Origin of the sequence: Rhodanobacter sp. OR87 (genome assembly GCF_000473345.1) — a bacterium.
Classification (GTDB): domain Bacteria; phylum Pseudomonadota; class Gammaproteobacteria; order Xanthomonadales; family Rhodanobacteraceae; genus Rhodanobacter; species Rhodanobacter denitrificans.
This window is the reverse complement of the sequence record NZ_AXBJ01000008.1, coordinates 125,143-141,623: the sequence shown is the minus strand read 5'-3', so window position 1 is coordinate 141,623 and position 16,481 is coordinate 125,143. Positions and strand designations below refer to the sequence as shown.

14 protein-coding genes are annotated in these 16,481 nt (G+C 69.1%); 10 read left to right on the top strand and 4 right to left on the bottom strand.

The genetic code is table 11. From position 1 onward, the window contains the following. The first annotated feature begins 150 nt into the window (after positions 1 to 150). The 4 genes from RHOOR87_RS0109650 to ppa all read left to right on the top strand — a co-directional run bounded on the left by RHOOR87_RS0109650 (position 151) and on the right by ppa (position 6,109). Positions 151 to 2,223 carry a sodium-translocating pyrophosphatase gene (locus tag RHOOR87_RS0109650; RefSeq protein WP_027484896.1) on the top strand — a complete coding sequence of 691 codons (2,073 nt, stop codon included), beginning with the start codon at positions 151 to 153 and terminating at the stop codon, positions 2,221 to 2,223. Positions 2,224 to 2,433: 210 nt separating this feature from the next. Next, positions 2,434 to 4,518 carry a prolyl oligopeptidase family serine peptidase gene (locus RHOOR87_RS0109645; RefSeq protein ID WP_231381759.1) on the top strand — a complete coding sequence of 695 codons (2,085 nt, stop codon included), beginning with the start codon at positions 2,434 to 2,436 and terminating at the stop codon, positions 4,516 to 4,518. 102 nt (positions 4,519 to 4,620) lie between these two features. After that, complete coding sequence (locus RHOOR87_RS0109640) at positions 4,621 to 5,475, top strand: 2OG-Fe(II) oxygenase (protein WP_027484894.1); 855 nt, start codon at positions 4,621 to 4,623, stop codon at positions 5,473 to 5,475. Between the two features lie 94 nt (positions 5,476 to 5,569). Next, positions 5,570 to 6,109, top strand: a complete 540-nt coding sequence (gene ppa, locus RHOOR87_RS0109635) for an inorganic diphosphatase (RefSeq protein ID WP_027484893.1) — start codon at positions 5,570 to 5,572, stop codon at positions 6,107 to 6,109. 62 nt (positions 6,110 to 6,171) lie between these two features. Here the strand turns inward: ppa and RHOOR87_RS0109630 are convergent, their stop codons facing one another. Further along, positions 6,172 to 7,194, bottom strand: a complete 1,023-nt coding sequence (locus RHOOR87_RS0109630; protein WP_027484892.1) for a DUF2333 family protein — start codon at positions 7,192 to 7,194, stop codon at positions 6,172 to 6,174. A gap of 191 nt (positions 7,195 to 7,385) precedes the next feature. Between RHOOR87_RS0109630 and RHOOR87_RS0109625 the strand changes: the two genes are divergently transcribed. Next, the gene (locus tag RHOOR87_RS0109625; RefSeq protein WP_027484891.1) at positions 7,386 to 8,402 is read left to right on the top strand and encodes a zinc-binding alcohol dehydrogenase family protein; all 1,017 of its coding nucleotides are present in this window, start codon (positions 7,386 to 7,388) and stop codon (positions 8,400 to 8,402) included. Positions 8,403 to 8,430: 28 nt separating this feature from the next. On the opposite strand, the gene RHOOR87_RS0109620 is transcribed toward RHOOR87_RS0109625, so the two are convergent. Then, the gene (locus RHOOR87_RS0109620; RefSeq protein WP_007514198.1) at positions 8,431 to 9,027 is read right to left on the bottom strand and encodes a DUF892 family protein; all 597 of its coding nucleotides are present in this window, start codon (positions 9,025 to 9,027) and stop codon (positions 8,431 to 8,433) included. Positions 9,028 to 9,155: 128 nt separating this feature from the next. Continuing rightward, positions 9,156 to 9,803 carry a TetR/AcrR family transcriptional regulator gene (locus tag RHOOR87_RS0109615; RefSeq protein ID WP_027484890.1) on the bottom strand — a complete coding sequence of 216 codons (648 nt, stop codon included), beginning with the start codon at positions 9,801 to 9,803 and terminating at the stop codon, positions 9,156 to 9,158. A gap of 272 nt (positions 9,804 to 10,075) precedes the next feature. Between RHOOR87_RS0109615 and RHOOR87_RS0109610 the strand changes: the two genes are divergently transcribed. Both RHOOR87_RS0109610 and RHOOR87_RS0109605 read left to right on the top strand, forming a co-directional pair. After that, positions 10,076 to 10,735, top strand: a complete 660-nt coding sequence (locus RHOOR87_RS0109610; RefSeq protein WP_027484889.1) for a protein-L-isoaspartate O-methyltransferase — start codon at positions 10,076 to 10,078, stop codon at positions 10,733 to 10,735. A gap of 34 nt (positions 10,736 to 10,769) precedes the next feature. Further along, entirely contained in the window at positions 10,770 to 12,071 is a 1,302-nt protein-coding gene (locus tag RHOOR87_RS0109605; protein WP_027484888.1) for a TolC family outer membrane protein, read from the top strand. A gap of 62 nt (positions 12,072 to 12,133) precedes the next feature. On the opposite strand, the gene waaA is transcribed toward RHOOR87_RS0109605, so the two are convergent. Continuing rightward, positions 12,134 to 13,399 carry a lipid IV(A) 3-deoxy-D-manno-octulosonic acid transferase gene (gene waaA / locus RHOOR87_RS0109600; protein WP_027484887.1) on the bottom strand — a complete coding sequence of 422 codons (1,266 nt, stop codon included), beginning with the start codon at positions 13,397 to 13,399 and terminating at the stop codon, positions 12,134 to 12,136. Between the two features lie 115 nt (positions 13,400 to 13,514). On the opposite strand from waaA, the gene lpxL reads away from it, so the two are divergent. The 3 genes from lpxL (at position 13,515) to RHOOR87_RS0109585 (ending at position 16,478) form a co-directional block, all read left to right on the top strand. Next, a complete protein-coding gene (gene lpxL, locus RHOOR87_RS0109595; RefSeq protein ID WP_231381757.1) occupies positions 13,515 to 14,432 on the top strand; it encodes an LpxL/LpxP family Kdo(2)-lipid IV(A) lauroyl/palmitoleoyl acyltransferase in 918 nt (305 codons plus the stop codon). Between the two features lie 271 nt (positions 14,433 to 14,703). After that, positions 14,704 to 15,405, top strand: a complete 702-nt coding sequence (locus RHOOR87_RS0109590) for a polysaccharide deacetylase family protein (protein WP_051357951.1) — start codon at positions 14,704 to 14,706, stop codon at positions 15,403 to 15,405. After that, positions 15,402 to 16,478 carry a glycosyltransferase family 4 protein gene (locus RHOOR87_RS0109585; RefSeq protein ID WP_027484884.1) on the top strand — a complete coding sequence of 359 codons (1,077 nt, stop codon included), beginning with the start codon at positions 15,402 to 15,404 and terminating at the stop codon, positions 16,476 to 16,478. Before RHOOR87_RS0109590 ends, RHOOR87_RS0109585 begins: the two co-directional genes overlap by 4 nt. Positions 16,479 to 16,481: the final 3 nt, after the last annotated feature.

Below are 16,481 nucleotides of genomic sequence, written 5' to 3'. Positions count from 1 at the left end.
GATGAATGATCCGGGGCCATGCATCCGTGCATGGCCCTTTTCGTTGATGGACGGCGCTGCGCCGCACAACGGCCTGCGCCGCCGCCTCTGCCTATACTCCCCGCGACCGCCCGTTCCGGACGGCCACTTACAACCCATGGGGAGGCTCCGATGCTGCAGCAGTATGGCTGGTGGATCGTCGTTGCGTGTGCGGTGGTGGCGGTTCTGTATGGCGCGCTGTCCGCGCGCTGGATCCTGGCGAAGTCGCCGGGCAACGAACGGATGCAGGAGATCGCCGCGGCCATCCAGGAAGGCGCACGCGCCTACCTCAACCGCCAGTACACCACCATTGGCCTGGTCGGCGTGGTGTTGCTGCTGCTGATCGGTTTCTTCCTGAACTGGCCGACCGCGATCGGCTTCCTGCTCGGCGCGATCCTGTCCGGTGCAGCCGGCTACATCGGCATGAACGTCTCGGTACGCGCCAACGTGCGCACCGCCGAGGCGGCGCGCAGCGGCCTCGGCGCCGCGATGGACGTGGCGTTCCGCGGCGGCGCGATCACCGGCATGCTGGTGGTCGGCCTGGCCCTGCTCGGCGTGGCCGGCTACTGGCTGGTGCTCGGCCACTTCGGCGTCACCGGCGAGACGGCGCTGCACGCGCTGGTCGGGCTGGCCTTCGGCAGCTCGCTGATCTCGATCTTCGCGCGCCTGGGCGGCGGCATCTTCACCAAGGGCGCGGACGTCGGCGCCGACCTGGTCGGCAAGGTCGAGGCCGGCATCCCGGAGGACGACCCGCGCAACCCGGCGGTGATCGCCGACAACGTGGGCGACAACGTGGGCGACTGCGCCGGCATGGCCGCCGACCTGTTCGAGACCTACGCGGTGACGGTGATCGCCACCATGCTGCTGGCAGGGCTGACCTACGCCGACAACCTGGCCGCGGTGCTGTACCCGCTGCTGCTCGGCGGCGTGTCGATCATTGCCTCGATCATCGCCACCTTCTTCGTCCGCGTGAAAGCCGGCGGCTCGATCATGGGCGCGCTGTACAAGGGCGTGATCGTCTCGGCGGTGCTCTCGGCCGTCGCGTTCTGGTTCGTCACCGGCAGCCTGCTGCCGCAGGGCCTGACCGCCGGCGACGGCAGCGTCATCTCCAGCCACGCGCTGTTCCACTGCGCGCTGATCGGCCTGGTGCTGACCGGCCTGATCGTGTGGATCACCGAGTACTACACCGGCACCCAGTACAAGCCGGTGCAGCACATCGCGGCGGCCTCGACCACCGGCCACGGCACCAACATCATCGCCGGCCTCGGCGTGTCGATGAAGTCGACCGCGATGCCGGTGATCGTGATCTGCGCGGCGATCTGGGGCGCCTACAGCCAGGGCGGCCTGTACGGCATCGCGATCGCCGCCACCGCCATGCTGTCGATGGCCGGCATGATCGTGGCGCTGGATGCCTATGGCCCGATCACCGACAACGCCGGCGGCATCGCCGAGATGGCCGACCTGCCGCCGGAAGTGCGCGGCGTCACCGACCCGCTGGACGCGGTGGGCAACACCACCAAGGCGGTGACCAAGGGCTACGCGATCGGCTCGGCGGCACTCGCCGCGCTGGTGCTGTTCGCCGACTACACGCACAACCTCGACGTCGCGGCCCAGGCCAAGGCATTGGCTGCGGGCACGGCGTATTCCCCGCTGACCTTCGACCTGTCCGACCACATGGTGATCATCGGCCTGCTGATCGGCGGCCTGATCCCCTACCTGTTCGGCGCGATGGCGATGGAGGCCGTGGGCCGCGCCGCCGGCGCGGTGGTGGAGGAAGTGCGCCGCCAGTTCCGCGACATCCCCGGCATCATGCAGGGCACCGGCAAGCCGGAGTACTCGCGCGCGGTGGACATGCTGACCAAGTCGGCGATCCGCGAGATGATCGTGCCGTCGCTGCTGCCGGTCGCGGTGCCGATCGTGGTCGGCCTGCTGCTGGGGCCGAAGGCGCTGGGCGGCGTGCTGATCGGCACCATCGTCACCGGCCTGTTCGTGGCCATCTCGATGACCACCGGCGGCGGCGCCTGGGACAACGCGAAGAAGTACATCGAGGACGGCCACCACGGCGGCAAGGGTTCGGAGGCGCACAAGGCCGCGGTCACCGGCGACACCGTGGGCGACCCGTACAAGGACACCGCCGGTCCGGCGGTGAACCCGCTGATCAAGATCATCAACATCGTGGCGCTGCTGCTGATTCCGCTGCTGTAAGCCACGCCCGCGCAACGACAGGAATCCCGCCCGCGTGGCGGGATTTCTGTTTCCGGCCCGCGCTCCTGACTTTGGTCACGGGCGGCCACACGCCCGGGCAGTTACGCTCGACCAACTGCGGGCCGCGCCCGCATTACGTTCACTCGCACCTGGGGGCACACGATGAAATCGGTCTGGCTGATGCTGGCACTCGGCGTCACACTGACGGGCATGAACGACAGCCATGCCCGCGACACCACCACCGCTCCCGCCGCCACTCCGACCGGCGACGACCCGTTCCTGTGGCTGGAGGACATCCGCGGCGCGCGCGCGCTGGACTGGGTGAAGCGGCAGAATGCGACGACCGCGAAACGGTTCGTCGACAACGCCGAGTTCGCCCATACCCGCGACCGCATCCTCGAGGTGCTCGACTCGGAAGCGCGCATCCCCTACGTCAATCGCATGGGCGACCACCTGTACAACTTCTGGCGCGACAAGGCGCATCCGCGCGGTATCTGGCGGCGCACCACGCTGGCCGAGTACCGCAAGACCGAGCCGGCGTGGGAGCTGCTGCTGGACATCGACGCGCTAAACCAGGCCGAGGGCAAGCGCTGGGTGTTCAAGGGCGTGCAGTGCCTGAAGCCGGCCTACGAGCGCTGCCTGATCTCGCTGTCGCCGGACGGTGGCGATGCCATGGCCGTGCGCGAGTTCAGCATCCCGCACAAGGCGTTCGTGAAGGATGGCTTCGTCTTGCCGGTGGCGAAGAGCGAAGTCGGCTGGATCGACGAAGACACCCTCTACGTCGGCACCGACTTCGGCCCCGGCTCGATGACCGAATCGAGCTACCCGCGCATCGCCAAGGAGTGGAAGCGCGGCACGCCGCTGGCGGCGGCCAGCACGGTGTACGAGGGCAAGCCGAGCGACCTGGCGGTCAGCGCGCACCACGACCGCACGCCGGGCTACGAGCGCGACTTCGTGTCCATCGCCAGGGATTTCTACCACAGCGACCTGTACCAGCGCCTCGGCGACAAGCTGGTCCGCGTCGAGGTGCCGGCCGACGCGGAGGCCGACGCCCATCGCGACTGGCTGCTGGTGCGCACCCGCTCGCCGTGGACGGTGGACGGCAGCACCTACCCCGCCGGCGCGCTGCTGGCCGCGCAGTACGACGCATTCATGGCCGGCAGGCGCCATTTCACCATGCTGTTCGAGCCCGACGCGCATACCTCGCTGGACTCGTACGCCTGGACCAGGAACCACCTGATCCTCAACCTGATGGACGACGTCAAGAGCCGGCTGGAGGTGCTGACCCCGCCGCAGGTGGCGACGCCCGGCGGCGACTGGAAACGCGCGGCGATGGCCGGCGCGCCGGCGATGAGCACGATCAACGTGATCGACACCGACCCCGACCACAGCGACGAGTACTGGCTCGACGTCACCGGCTTCCTGGCGCCGTCGTCGTTGCGCCACGGCGTACTGGGCGGCGCGGCGGCCGAGACGGTCAAGCAGGCGCCGGCGTTCTTCGACGCCGCGAAGTTCGCGGTCAGCCAGCACTTCGTGCAGTCGAAGGACGGCACCCGCGTGCCGTACTTCGAGATCGCCCCGAAGGATCTCAAGCTGGACGGCGCCAACCGCACCCTGCTGTATGGCTACGGCGGCTTCGAGGTGTCGCTGCAACCGCAGTACAGCGGCAGCGTCGGCCGCGCGTGGCTGGAACGCGGCGGCGTCTACGTGATCGCCAACATCCGCGGCGGCGGCGAGTACGGCCCGCAGTGGCACCAGGCCGCGCTGAAGGCGAACCGTCCGCGCGCCTACGAGGACTTCGCCGCGGTGGCCGAGGACCTGGTGAAGCGCGGCGTCACCTCGGCGCAGCACCTCGGCGCCGAAGGCGGCAGCAACGGCGGCCTGCTGATGGGCAACATGCTCACGATGTATCCGCAGCTGTTCGGCGCGATCGCCTGCGAAGTGCCGCTGCTGGACATGAAACGCTACATCCACCTGTCCGCCGGTGCCTCGTGGATGGCCGAATACGGCAACCCGGACACGGCGGACTGGAACTTCATCAAGACCTTCTCGCCGTACCAGAACGTGCGCAAGGACGGCCGCTACCCGCCGGTGCTGTTCTACACCGCCACCAGCGACGACCGCGTCGGCCCGGTGCAGGCGCGCAAGATGGCTGCGCGGATGCAGGCGCAAGGCCACCCCAACGTGTGGTTCTACGAGAATCTCGAAGGCGGCCACGGCGCCGGCGCGGACAACCGGCAGTCCGCGCACATGCACGCGATGGCCTACGACTTTTTGTGGGACCAGCTGCAGTAGGGCGATCCATCGCCGTCATGCCGCCGCCGCGAGCCGGTACCTGCCGGCTGGCGGCGTATGCAAAGATGGCCTGCAGCAAGCTTTCATGACCCGCCCATCGCCATGCGCTCACGCACCACCATCAGCCCCGAACTGCGCGAATGGATCCTCGCCACCACGCGGGCCGGGCACGGCGTGGCCGAGGTGCTGCGGCTGATGAAGGAGCACGGCTACGACCCGCGGCAGAGCCGCAGCATCGTCGCCGAGGTACTGAAACTGCCGCTGGCGACGCTGCTCGCCAGCACCGCCGGGGGCGCGCCGCAGGGCCTGCGCACGCAGCATCCCGAGGCGCCCGAAGTCCGCATCGACGGGCACGCCATCGGCGTCTCGCTCAGCGTCGAGGCGCCGGCGCTGCGGGTGCTGGAGAACATCCTGAGCACCCAGGAATGCGAGGAACTGATCGCGCTGGCGCGGCCGCGCCTGCAGCGCGCGCTCACCGTCGACAGCGAAGGCCGCCAGCAGATGGACCGGCGACGCACCAGCGAGGGCATGTTCTTCACCCTGAACGAGGTGCCGCTGGTCGGCCGTATCGAGCAGCGCCTGGCCGCCCTGCTCCGCGTGCCGGCGAGCCATGGCGAAGGGCTGCAGATCCTGCATTACCTGCCGGGCCAGGCATACGAGCCGCACTTCGACTGGTTCGACCCGGAGCAGCCCGGCTACGGCGCGATCACCGCGGTGGGCGGGCAGCGCATCGCCAGCGTGGTGATGTACCTGAACACGCCCGCGCGAGGCGGCGGCACGGCGTTCCCCGAGCTCGGACTCACCGTTACCACGCGGCGCGGTTCGGCCGTCTATTTCGCCTACGAAGGCGGCGACCCGAGTTCGCTGCACGCCGGCCTGCCGGTGCTCGATGGCGAGAAGTGGATCGCCACCAAATGGCTGCGCGAGCAGCCTTACAAGAGGCCGAAAAAGGCCTGACCGCCGGCGCGGCAAGCCTGTCGCTGCTGCATCGCAGCAGCGTTTGGCGTATCCTTGCGGACCTTCTTTTCCCCTTCATCGCCAAGGACAGTCCATGGGTCTGCACCTCGTCTCCGCCGGCCGCAACGTGCCGGAAGAAATCAACGTCATCATCGAGATCCCCAAGGACGCCGAGCCGGTCAAGTACGAGGTGGAGAAGGAGTCGGGCGCGATCTTCGTGGACCGCATCCTGTCCACCCCGATGCGCTACCCGTGCAACTACGGCTACGTGCCGCGCACCCTGGGCGGCGACGGTGACCCGCTGGATGCGGTGGTGATCCTGCCGCTGCCGCTGGCCGTCGGCTCGGTGATCCGCTGCCATCCGGTCGGCATGCTGAAGATGACCGACGAGGCTGGCAGCGACGAGAAGCTGGTGGTGATCCCGTCGCCCAAGGTGTTCCCGGGCTACGCGCACATCAACGACATGAAGGGCGTCTCGCCGCACTGGCTGGAACGCATCGGCCACTTCTTCGAGCACTACAAGGACCTGGAGAAGGGCAAGTGGGTGAAGGTCGAGGGCTGGGTCGGCGCCGACGAGGCGAAGGCCGAGATCCTGGCCGGCTTTCAGCGCTACCAGGACGCCATCAGCGGCTGAACCGCCGAGCGCAGGCTGTCGCAAGGCAGACCCCGCCACGGCGGGGTTTTTGTTTGCCCGGATCAGCCGCGCCTGAGCAGTTCGCGCAGGTCGATCAGTGCCGCATTCGCGCGCGACACGTAGTTCGCCATCACCAGCGAATGGTTGGCGAAGAAGCCGAACGGCGAGCCGTTCAGCACCATCGGACTGTGCAGCGGGCGCTGCGCCTCCTCCAGCTCGCGGATCACCTGTTCCAGGCTGACGTCAGCGTGCTTGGAACGCAGGATCGGGCCGAAGTCGCGCTGGAACGCCTTGAGCTGTTCCAGCAGCGTCCAGGTGTAGCCACGCGCCTCGTAGAAGTTGTCGTCGATCTTCGTCCACGGCGTCTTCACCAGCCGGCCGCCGCCGGGCGCGGCCACCGTGCCGGCAGCGGCCGGCTCGTCGGCGCCGGCCACGTCGCCGATGCGGATCTGGCCCACGCTGGCCGACAGCCGCTGCGACAGCGAGCCCAGCCGCGCCGAGGCCACCTGCAGGTAGTCGGCCAGGTTGTCCGCGCGCGCGTAGAAGTGCGCGTTGCTGTCGTCGGCGTCGCCGAGCCGTTGCAGATAGCCGTCCAGATGCCTGATCGCCTTGCGGTACTGGCTTTCCGAGCTGGGCAGCAGCCAGCGGTCGTTCGGGCTGTTGAGCAGCGGGTCGGCCTCGGCCAGGTCCTTGTCCTCGGTCGACTGCGTCTGCGAGCGGCTGAAGTCGTTGCGCAGCGCGCGCACCAGGTCGCGCGAGGCGGTCAGCGAGCCGAATTCCCAGTTGGGCAGGTTGTCCATCAGCACGCCGGGCGGCAGCTTGTCGTTGCTGAGGTAGCCGCCACGCTTGTCCAGCAGCGTCCGCACCGAGGTGATCAGGGTGACCGTGGTGGCCGCACCGGTGCTGGCCGGCCGCTTCAGCTCCTGCATCCGCACCTGGGTCACCGCCACCGGATCGAACAGCGCCGGCTCGGTGTCCCACCACCACATCAGCGCCGCCACGCCCAGCAGCAGCAACGCAAGCAGGGCCAGGATGGCGCGGCGGATGCCGTGGCGCGACGGGTTGGAGGTGTCCTGGGTCTGCATCGCTCGGCTCCTGCGGGGAATGGGCGAAGCTTACAGGCTCGGTGTGGCGCCGCGTGACCGCCCTTCGCCCCATCGCCAGTACCACCTCGTCACGCCGGTGCGGGTAGGATCGGGTGGCACCGCACATGCCCGCTGCGCTCTCCTCCCGGAGGGAGGGAAAGCCGGCCTTCGAACCACCCATGGAGTCGCCCATGAAAGCCGTCGCCCTCACCCGCCACCTGCCGATCGACGATCCGCAGGCGCTGCTCGATATCGAACTCCCCACGCCGGTGCCCGGCGAGCACGACTTGCTGGTGCGTGTGGAGGCGGTCTCGGTGAATCCGGTTGACACCAAGCTGCGCTCGCCCAAGCCGCAGGTCGAGGCGCAGCCGAAGGTGCTCGGCTACGACGCCGCCGGCGTGGTCGAGGCGATCGGCGACTCGGTCCATGGTTTCCGGCCGGGCGACCGCGTGTACTACGCCGGCGATGTCACCCGCCCCGGCAGCAACGCGCAGTTCCAGCGGGTCGATGCGCGTCTGGTCGGCCACGCGCCGCGGTCGCTGGACCTGGCCGAGGCGGCCGCGTTGCCGCTGACCGCGCTGACCGCGTGGGAGCTGCTGTTCCAGCGCATGCCGTTCGACAGCGAGCGCGGCGGCGACGGCAGGTCGCTGCTGGTCATCGGCGGCGCCGGCGGAGTCGGCTCGATCGCGATCCAGCTGGCGCGACGCGCTGGCTTCACGGTGATCGCCACCGCCTCGCGCATCGAGACCATCGCCTGGTGCCGCACGATGGGCGCCCACCACGTGATCGACCATCGCCACACGCTGGCGCCGCAGCTGGAGGCGCTGGGCTTCGGCCAGCTCGACGCCGTGCTCAACCTCGCCGACACCGACCGCTACTGGGATGCGATCGGCCAGCTGCTGGCGCCGCAGGGCCACGTGGGCCTGATCGTGGAACCCGCCGGCACACTGAAGATCGGCGATCCGTACAAGGGCAAGTGCATCGGCATCCACTGGGAGTTCATGTTCGCCCGCACGCGTTTCAACACCCCCGACATGGCCGAGCAGGGCCGCATCCTCGAACGGATCGCCAGCCTGATCGATGCGGGTGCGTTGCGCGGCACGCGTACCGCGACGCTGGTGCCGATCAATGCGGCGAACCTGCGCGAGGCGCACCGCCGGCTGGAATCGGGCCGCACGATCGGCAAGCTGGTGCTGGCCGGCTGGTGAGGCGGCGGCGCGCCTTGCCCCGACGTGCTCAGCCGCGCTTGCCGGCGGCCTTCCTGGCCGGCGACGACCTGGCCGGCTCGCCCTGCTTGCCGAGCTGCTCCAGCAGCGTGTTCATGTCCTCGGCGTGCTCTTCCTCCATCGCCAGGATGCCTTCCAGCACGCGGCGGGTGGTCGGATCGTCGGCGCCCAGGTAGGCGATCATCTCGCGGTAGCTGTCGATCGCGATGCGCTCGGCGACCAGGTCTTCCTTGATCATGTCGACAATGTCCTCGCCCTCGACGTAGTCGGCATGGCTGCGGCCGAGCAGGCCTTCCGGCGACAGGTTCGGCTTGCCGTCGAGCTGGGTGATGCGCTCGGCGATCAGGTCGGCATGGCCCTGCTCCTCGTTCGCGTGCTGCAGGAACTCGGCCTTGATCGCCTGCGAGTGGATGCCCGAGGCCATGTAGTAGTGGTACTTGTAGCGCAGCACGCAGACGATCTCGGTGGCCAGCGCATGGTTGAGCAGCTTGACCACGGTGGCCCGGTCCGCGCGATAGCCGGCGGTCATCGCGCCCTTGTCGATATCCTGCCGCGCACGCTTGCGGATGTTCTCGATATCGCTGACGAACGGCTTGGTCTTGGCCATGGCGGGCTCCTGCAGGCGTGGGGAAGGGGCGTCGACGGGTGCATCGTCGGACGTCCGGCCAGCCTAGGAACGCCCATGAAAAAGCCAGGTGAAGGAGACTTCACCTGGCTCGTTTCCGGCGTACCGCGTCAACGCGGCTGGTAGGCGCGCAGGAACATCTCGACGCCGGCCCGCGCGGTGCTCTCGATTTCCTCGGCATAGCTCTCGGGGCATTCGGTGCAGCCGAACATCTGGCGCATCATCAGGTTGCCCTTGATCAGGCTGAGGAACTGCCCGCTGGCGCGCGCCACGTCGTCGATGTCGAGCTGGCCGGCGTCAACCGCCTGCTGCAGCAGGCGTTCCATCAGGCCATGCGTACGCGCCGCGCCCTCTTCCCAGATCAGCTTGCCGTAGCGCGGGTTGCCCTGGCGGCAATCGCTGAGGATGGCGCGGAAGGTGCCTACGGTCTCGGCGTTGCAATCGAGATGGGCGTGGGTCAATGCCACCCGCAGCAGGGTGTCGCGGATGTCGGCGGCCGGGTCGAAGAAGTAGGTCTCCTCCGGCAGCAGGTCCTGGATGCGCGAACGGATCACTTCGCGGAACAGGTTGTCCTTGTCGCCGAAGTGGCTGTACACGGTGAGCTTGGATACGCCCGCATCCGCCGCGATCGCATCCATGCTGGTACCGGCAAACGCGTTGCGGATGAACAAGGCCTTCGCCGCCGCCAGGATCGCCGCACGCTTCTCCATGTCCTTCGGGCGGCCGGGGCCCTGGGATTTGACCTGCGCGCTGTTCATGCCACCACCTTCACGCCTTCACAAGAAAAATTGCCAAGCTTTATTATACGCAACAGTTCAATTATTTTCCAGAAACGGTACCGCGACGCCGCCAGTGTCCGTCGCTCGCACCCCGGACACCATGACGAAGGTCAGCGTATCGCGATGACTTCCGGCACTTCGTGACCCCGCGGGCAGCCGTCAGGCTTGCCAGCATCCCGGCGCGTCATTGTGGAGGCGGGCACCAGCGCTTATCCTTCTTGGTCTTTTTCGACCCCCACGGAATACGGCAGATGGCGATGAATATCGAGCAGGCACGGCTGAACATGGTGGAAAACCAGGTGCGCCCGTGGGAAGTACTGGACGGCCGCGTGCTGGACGTGCTCGGCCGCGTGCGCCGCGAGGACTTCGTCGCCGCCGAACACCGCCAGCTGGCGTTCGCCGACCTGTGCCTGCCGCTGGGCCACGGCGAGGTGATGATGAAGCCGGTGGTGGAAGGCCGCGTGCTGCAGGCGCTGGAACTGCTGCCCAGCGACCGCGTGCTGGAGATCGGCACCGGCTCGGGCTTCCTCACCGCCTGCCTGGCCAGCCTGTCCGCCCAGGTGACCAGCGTCGACATCCATGCCGATTTCATCGCGGCCGCCACGCAGCGTCTGCAGGCCGCCGGCATCGCCCATGCCACCCTGGCCGTCGGCGAGGCGGTCAACGAATGGCAGCCCGACGGCCTGTTCGACGCACTGGTGGTGACCGGTGCGGTGCATGCGATCCCGCCCCGCTGGCTGACCTGGCTCAAGCCCGGTGCGCGCGCGCTGGTGATCCGCGGCCAGTCGCCGGTGCAGCAGGCCACCTTGCTCACCCACGAAGGCGCCGGCCGCTACCGCGAAGAAACCCTGTTCGAGACCGACCTGCCCTACCTGACCCATGCCGAACCGCCGCAACGGTTCGTGTTCTGACCTTGGCCCCGCACCGATCCCCACGAGGCACCCCATGCGTTTGAAGCTGCTCACTCTTGCCCTGGCCCTGGCCGCCATCTCGCTGCCCAGCCACGGCGAGGATCTGCTCGATGCCTATCGCGATGCGCGCGCCAACGACCCGGTGCTGTCGCAGGCCGACGCCACCCGGCTGACCACCGCCGAAGGGGTGGATCAGGCGCGCGCGCTGCTGCTGCCGCAGATCGGCGCCAGCATGAGCCTCAACCAGACCAACGGCGGCAACCAGATCGGCCACAGCCGCTCGCGCTCGATCAACGGCACGCTCAGCCAGACCGTGCTCGACTTCAGCAAGTACGCCAACCTCAAGGCCGCCCACTCGGCGTCGGACGCGCAGGACGAGCTGTACCAGGCCGCCGCGCAGGAGCTCTACGGGCGGGTGGCCGCGGCCTACTTCGGCGTGCTGACCAGCGAGGACGAGCTGACCTACGCCAAGGCCAACGAGGACGCCTTCCGCCAGCAGTACGAGCAGTCCGACCAGCGCTTCAAGGTCGGCCTCTCGGCGATCACCGACGTCTACCAGGCCAAGGCCTACTACGAAGCCGCCAAGTCGCAGACCATCACCGCGCAGAACGCGCTCAACGATGCCCGCGAGGCGCTCACCCAGATCACCGGCAAGCCGACCGGCGACCTGAAGAAGCTGCGCGACGACCTGCCGATGCAGCCGCCGGCGCCGGCCGACCAGGACAGCTGGGTCAAGCAGGCGCTGGAAACCAGCCCCAGCCTGCTCACCCAGAAGTACAACGTGGAGACCGCGCAGCACAACATCAGCGCCGCGCGCGCCGGCCACCTGCCGACGATCACCGCCGGCGTCAGCTACGGCAAGGGCGCCGGCTGGTCCGACAGCAACGCGGGGGCACGCTACCGCGACCCGGCCTCGACCACGATCGGGCTGACCCTGAACGTGCCGATCTTCTCCGGCGGCCTCACCCAGTCGCGCGTGCGCCAGTCGATCTACCAGCGCGACGCCGCCACCGATGCGCTGGAAGCACAGCGCCGCCAGGTGGTGCGCGACACGCTCAATTACTACCGCTCGGTGATCGCCGGCATCGCCCAGGTGGAATCGGCCAAGGCCTCGGTGGAGTCGGGCCGCAAGGCGCTGGAAGCGACCCGCGCCGGTTTCGAGGTAGGCACCCAGACGATGACCAACGTGCTGCTGGCGATCCAGACCCTGACCTCCTCGGAAAGCAGCTACTCGCAGGCCCGCCACCAGTTCATCCTGAACAAGCTGCTGCTCAAGCAGACCGCCGGCACGGCCGAGCTGAAGGACATCGAGGCCATCAACGCGCTGCTGCAGTAAGCCGCTGGGCAGCGCACGCGAAGACGGCCGGGCCCGCGCCCGGCCGTCTTTTTTTTGCGCCGTCACTCCTGCAGCAGGGTGTCGATCAGCCGCATCACCCGCTGCACCGCACCGCGCTCGCGCTCGAAGACGGCCTGCGCGGCCCGCCCCATGCGCGCGCGCCTGCCCGCATCGAGCAGCAGCTTCAGCGCGGCCGGCCCCAGCCCTGCGGCATCGGCCACGCGCTCGGCGCCGCCTTCCTCGATCAGGCTGCGGGTGATCTCCTCGAAGTTGAAGGTGTGCGGGCCGACCAGCACCGGCACCGACAAGGCGGCCGGCTCCAGCACGTTGTGGCCGCCGATCGGGACCAGGCTGCCGCCGACGAAGGCCAGGTCGGAGGCCGCGAAGAACGGCATCAACTGCCCCATCGCATCGATCACGAACACCTGATGCGCGACCGACGGCACGCTTTCGAGGCTGCGCGTGGCGACCGTGAAGCCGAGGCTGCGCACCGCGTGCTCGACCAGCTTGAAGCGCTCGGGATGGCGCGGCGCCAGCAGCAGCAGCGCGTCGGGCAATCGCTTCAACACCTGCAGGTGCGCCTCCAGCACCGCCAGCTCCTCGCCCTCGTGGGTACTGGCCGCCATCCACACCGGCCGCCGCGGCCCCCAGTGCCCGCGCATCGCCGCGCCTTCGGCCACCGCGCCGTCCGGGATCGGCATGTCGAACTTCATGTTGCCGGTGACCAGCACCTGCTCCGGGTCGGCGCCGAGCAGGCGGTAGCGCGCCGCATCGGTGCGTGACTGCGCGGCAATCAGCCGCACGCAGCGCAGCGCCGAACGCAGCAACCCGCGCAGCGGCTTGTAGCCGCGCAGCGAGCGCTCCGACAGCCGCGCATTGACGATCATCAGCGGAATGCCGCGCCGGCGGCAGGCGAAATACAGGTTCGGCCAGATCTCGGTTTCCACGATCAGCGCCAGCCGCGGCCGGATCTTCTTCAGGAAGCGGCCCACCGAATACGGCAGGTCGTACGGCAGGTAGACGTGGAACACGCTGTCGCCGAACAGCTGCTGCACGCGCGCGGTGCCGGTCGGCGTGACCGTGGTGATCACCAGCGGCGCGTTCGGATAGTCGCGCCTGAGCGCCTTGATCAGCGGCTCGGCCGCATTCACCTCGCCCACCGACACCGCATGCACCCACAGGCTGCCGCGGAAACCGGGCGGGTCGAAGAAGCCGAAGCGTTCCGGCCAGCGCCAATGATAGGGTCGCGAGCGCACGCCTCGCGCCAGCAGCCGCAGCACCAGCAGCGGCGTCGCCAGGTACATCGCGAGGGTATAGAGATAGCGCAACGATAGGGATCCGTCGGTCCAGCGCGGCAGTATACGAGAGCAGGCGCGCCATCATGGCCGGGGCGCGGCGCGTTGCCGCTTCCCCGCCTCCACTACAATGGGCACGATGCCCGGCATGCTCCGTCCCACCTTCACCCGCTCGCTGCTCGCGCCGCGCCACTGGCCGGCGTGGCTGGGCGCGGGCGTGATCTGGCTGATCGCACGACTGCCGCCGCGCGCGCTGATGTGGCTGGGCCGGCAGCTCGGCGCGCTGGTGCGACGGCTTCCCACCGAGCGGCGGCGCATCGCCGCGGCGAACATCGCATTGTGCTTTCCCCAACTCGATGCCGCCGCGCGCGCCGCACTGGTCGACGCGAACCTGCGCGACATCGGCCTGATGCTGGTGGAGTTCGCGCTGGGCTGGATGGGCAGCGACCGCCGCATCGCCGCCATCCCGACCCGCATCGAGGGACTGGAGCACCTCGCCGCGGCACGCGCGCAGGGCAGGGGCGTGCTGCTGGTCGGCGGGCACTTCTCGCACCTGGAGCTGTGCGCGCGGCTGGTCTCGCAACGCATCCGCATCGCCGGCATGTACCGCCGGATGGACTCGGCCGTGTTCGAGTGGGCGGTGCTGCGCGCGCGGCTGGACTACGCCGACGCGATGTTCGAGAAGGACGACCTCCGCGGCAGCGTGAAGTACCTGCGCGGCGGCGGCACGCTGTGGTACGCGCCGGACCAGGACATGCGCAGCAAGGACACCGTGTTCGTGCCGTTCTTCGGCGTGCCGGCGGCCACCATCACCGCCACCCATCACCTGGCGCGGATGTCCGGCGCGCTGGTGATCCCGTTCTCCCACCGCCGCCTGCCCGGCGGCGAGGGCTACGCGCTGCGCCTGGGCGCGCCGCTGGACGGTTTCCCCGGCACTGACGTGGCCACCGACACCGCCCGCGTCAACGCCTGCATCGAACAGATGGTGCGCGAGGCGCCCGAGCAGTACCTGTGGGTGCACAAGCGCTTCAAGACCCGCCCACCCGGCGCCGCCGCGATCTACTGACCCGTCCGACAGCCGGGTGAAAGCCTGGCCCGCCAAAAATGGCGCCACTTTCGAGACCCGGGGCGACGCCGGCGACCCGCCTCGCCGCCGAGTGGCGACTTTTGCGCAACTGCTCCGACCCGTGGCGACCGCCAGCCCCTCCGGGCCTGCGGCACGAGCGGCACGGCACGGATCCGCGCGATGGTTCGCCGCTCGCTTGCGCCGCACCGGCACAGGAGTTGGAAGAGTGAGCGATGCCGCTGCGCAGGGCACACCGGCCCTGCCCATCCTGATGTACCACAACATCGCGCGCGCGCCGCGCGACCTGCGCGTGTACCGCAGCCTGTTCGTCAGCCCGGCCGCGTTCGCGCGGCAGATGTGGCTGCTGCGCAGGCTCGGTTACAGCGGGCTGTCCATGTCGGCCGCGATGCCCTACCTGCGGGGCGAACGTACTGGCCGCGTCGCCGTCATCACGCTGGACGACGGCTACGCCGACAACCTGGACGCCGCGCTGCCGATCCTGCAGCGCTACGGCTTCAGCGCCACCTGCTACGTCGTCAGCGGCAGCATCGGGCGATACAACCAGTGGGACGCCGAACGGCTGGGCGTGCGCAAGCCGCTGATGTCGGCGGAGCAGCTGCGCGACTGGCACCGCGGCGGCATGGAAATCGGCGCGCACAGCCGCAGCCACCCGCGCCTGACGCAATGCGACGACGCGCAGTTGCGCGAGGAGATCCACGGCAGCAAGGCCACGCTGGAGGATCGCCTCGGCGCCGCGGTCACGCAGTTCTGCTACCCGTACGGCGACGCCGACGATCGCGTGGCCGGCGTGGCGCGAGAGGCCGGTTTCGCCGCCGCCACCACGACCCGGCGCGGCCGGGCCCGCGCCGGCATGGACCTGTGGCAACTGCCGCGGGTGCAGGTGGCACGCCACCACCTGCTGCCGCAGTTCGCCCTGCGGGCACTGTCGCGCTACGAGGACCGCCGCTCGTGAAACTGCTTTTTGTCGGCACCAACCCCGAGAACACCGGGGCCGCCAGTCACTTCGTCGCCCTGGCGCAGGCGATGGCCGCGGCCGGGCACCAGGTCGGTGCGGTGGTCTATCCCGATGGCCTGATCTGGCAGGGCTTGTCCCAGTCCGAAGTCCGCCGGTACGGGGCGAAATTCCGCAACGTGTTCGACCTGCGTGGCTATGTCGCCGTCATCAAGGCAGCGCGCCAGCTCGAAGCGGACTGGCTGGTGGGCAACTTCGGCAAGGAATACTGGCCGCTGATCCTGATCGGACGGCTGCTGCGCATTCCGGTGGCGCTGTTCCGGCACCGCACGCCGCCGATGAAACGCATTTCCGCGTGGTTGATCCCGCGCCTCGCGCAACGTTTCCTCGCCGTCTCGCAGCATGCCCGCCAGGCCTACCTGGATCGAGGCGTCCCGGGCTCCCTGGTTCGGGTGCTCTACAACCCGGTCAACACCGCGCAGTGCCGGCGCGACCCGCGCCAACGCCGCGCGATTCTGCGCTCGCTCGGCCTGGACGAGGACGCGATCGTGCTCGGCTACAGCGGCCGCATGCACCGCGGCAAGGGCATCTTCCCGCTGTTCGAAGCGGCCAGCGCGGCGATGGCAGAACAGCCGCGGCTGCATTGCCTATGGCTGGGCGACGGTCCGGATGGGCCGGCCCTGCGCGCGCTCGCCGCTGCGGATGTAACTGCGAGCCGGCACCACTTCCTGGGCTGGATCAACGACATCCATCCCTATTACAGCGCACTCTCCATGCTGGCCTTCCCGTCGATTGCCACGGAAACCTTCGGCCGGGTCTCGGTCGAGGCGCAGGCCGCCGGCGTCCCCGTGCTGGGCAGCGACCTCGGCGGGATTCCCGAGACGCTGCAAACGGGCGTGACCGGCCTGCTGCTGCCACCGGGCGACGTGGCAGCGTGGCGCGAGGCGATCCTGAAGCTGTGCGATCCGGCCTTGCTGGCATCGATGGGTGCGGCCGCGCACGACTACGTGGAGCAGCATTTCAGCATGCGGGTGATCGCCTCCCGGTTTCTGCAGATACTGACCGGCGGTTGACCC

Coding starts and splice junctions, on each gene's coding strand:
- RHOOR87_RS0109650 (WP_027484896.1), top strand. CDS start 151: ATGCTGCAGCAGTATGGCTGGTGGATCGTCGTTGCGTGTGCGGTGGTG.
- RHOOR87_RS0109645 (WP_231381759.1), top strand. CDS start 2,434: ATGAACGACAGCCATGCCCGCGACACCACCACCGCTCCCGCCGCCACT.
- RHOOR87_RS0109640 (WP_027484894.1), top strand. CDS start 4,621: ATGCGCTCACGCACCACCATCAGCCCCGAACTGCGCGAATGGATCCTC.
- ppa (WP_027484893.1), top strand. CDS start 5,570: ATGGGTCTGCACCTCGTCTCCGCCGGCCGCAACGTGCCGGAAGAAATC.
- RHOOR87_RS0109630 (WP_027484892.1), bottom strand. CDS start 7,194: ATGCAGACCCAGGACACCTCCAACCCGTCGCGCCACGGCATCCGCCGC.
- RHOOR87_RS0109625 (WP_027484891.1), top strand. CDS start 7,386: ATGAAAGCCGTCGCCCTCACCCGCCACCTGCCGATCGACGATCCGCAG.
- RHOOR87_RS0109620 (WP_007514198.1), bottom strand. CDS start 9,027: ATGGCCAAGACCAAGCCGTTCGTCAGCGATATCGAGAACATCCGCAAG.
- RHOOR87_RS0109615 (WP_027484890.1), bottom strand. CDS start 9,803: ATGAACAGCGCGCAGGTCAAATCCCAGGGCCCCGGCCGCCCGAAGGAC.
- RHOOR87_RS0109610 (WP_027484889.1), top strand. CDS start 10,076: ATGGCGATGAATATCGAGCAGGCACGGCTGAACATGGTGGAAAACCAG.
- RHOOR87_RS0109605 (WP_027484888.1), top strand. CDS start 10,770: ATGCGTTTGAAGCTGCTCACTCTTGCCCTGGCCCTGGCCGCCATCTCG.
- lpxL (WP_231381757.1), top strand. CDS start 13,515: ATGCTCCGTCCCACCTTCACCCGCTCGCTGCTCGCGCCGCGCCACTGG.
- RHOOR87_RS0109590 (WP_051357951.1), top strand. CDS start 14,704: ATGTACCACAACATCGCGCGCGCGCCGCGCGACCTGCGCGTGTACCGC.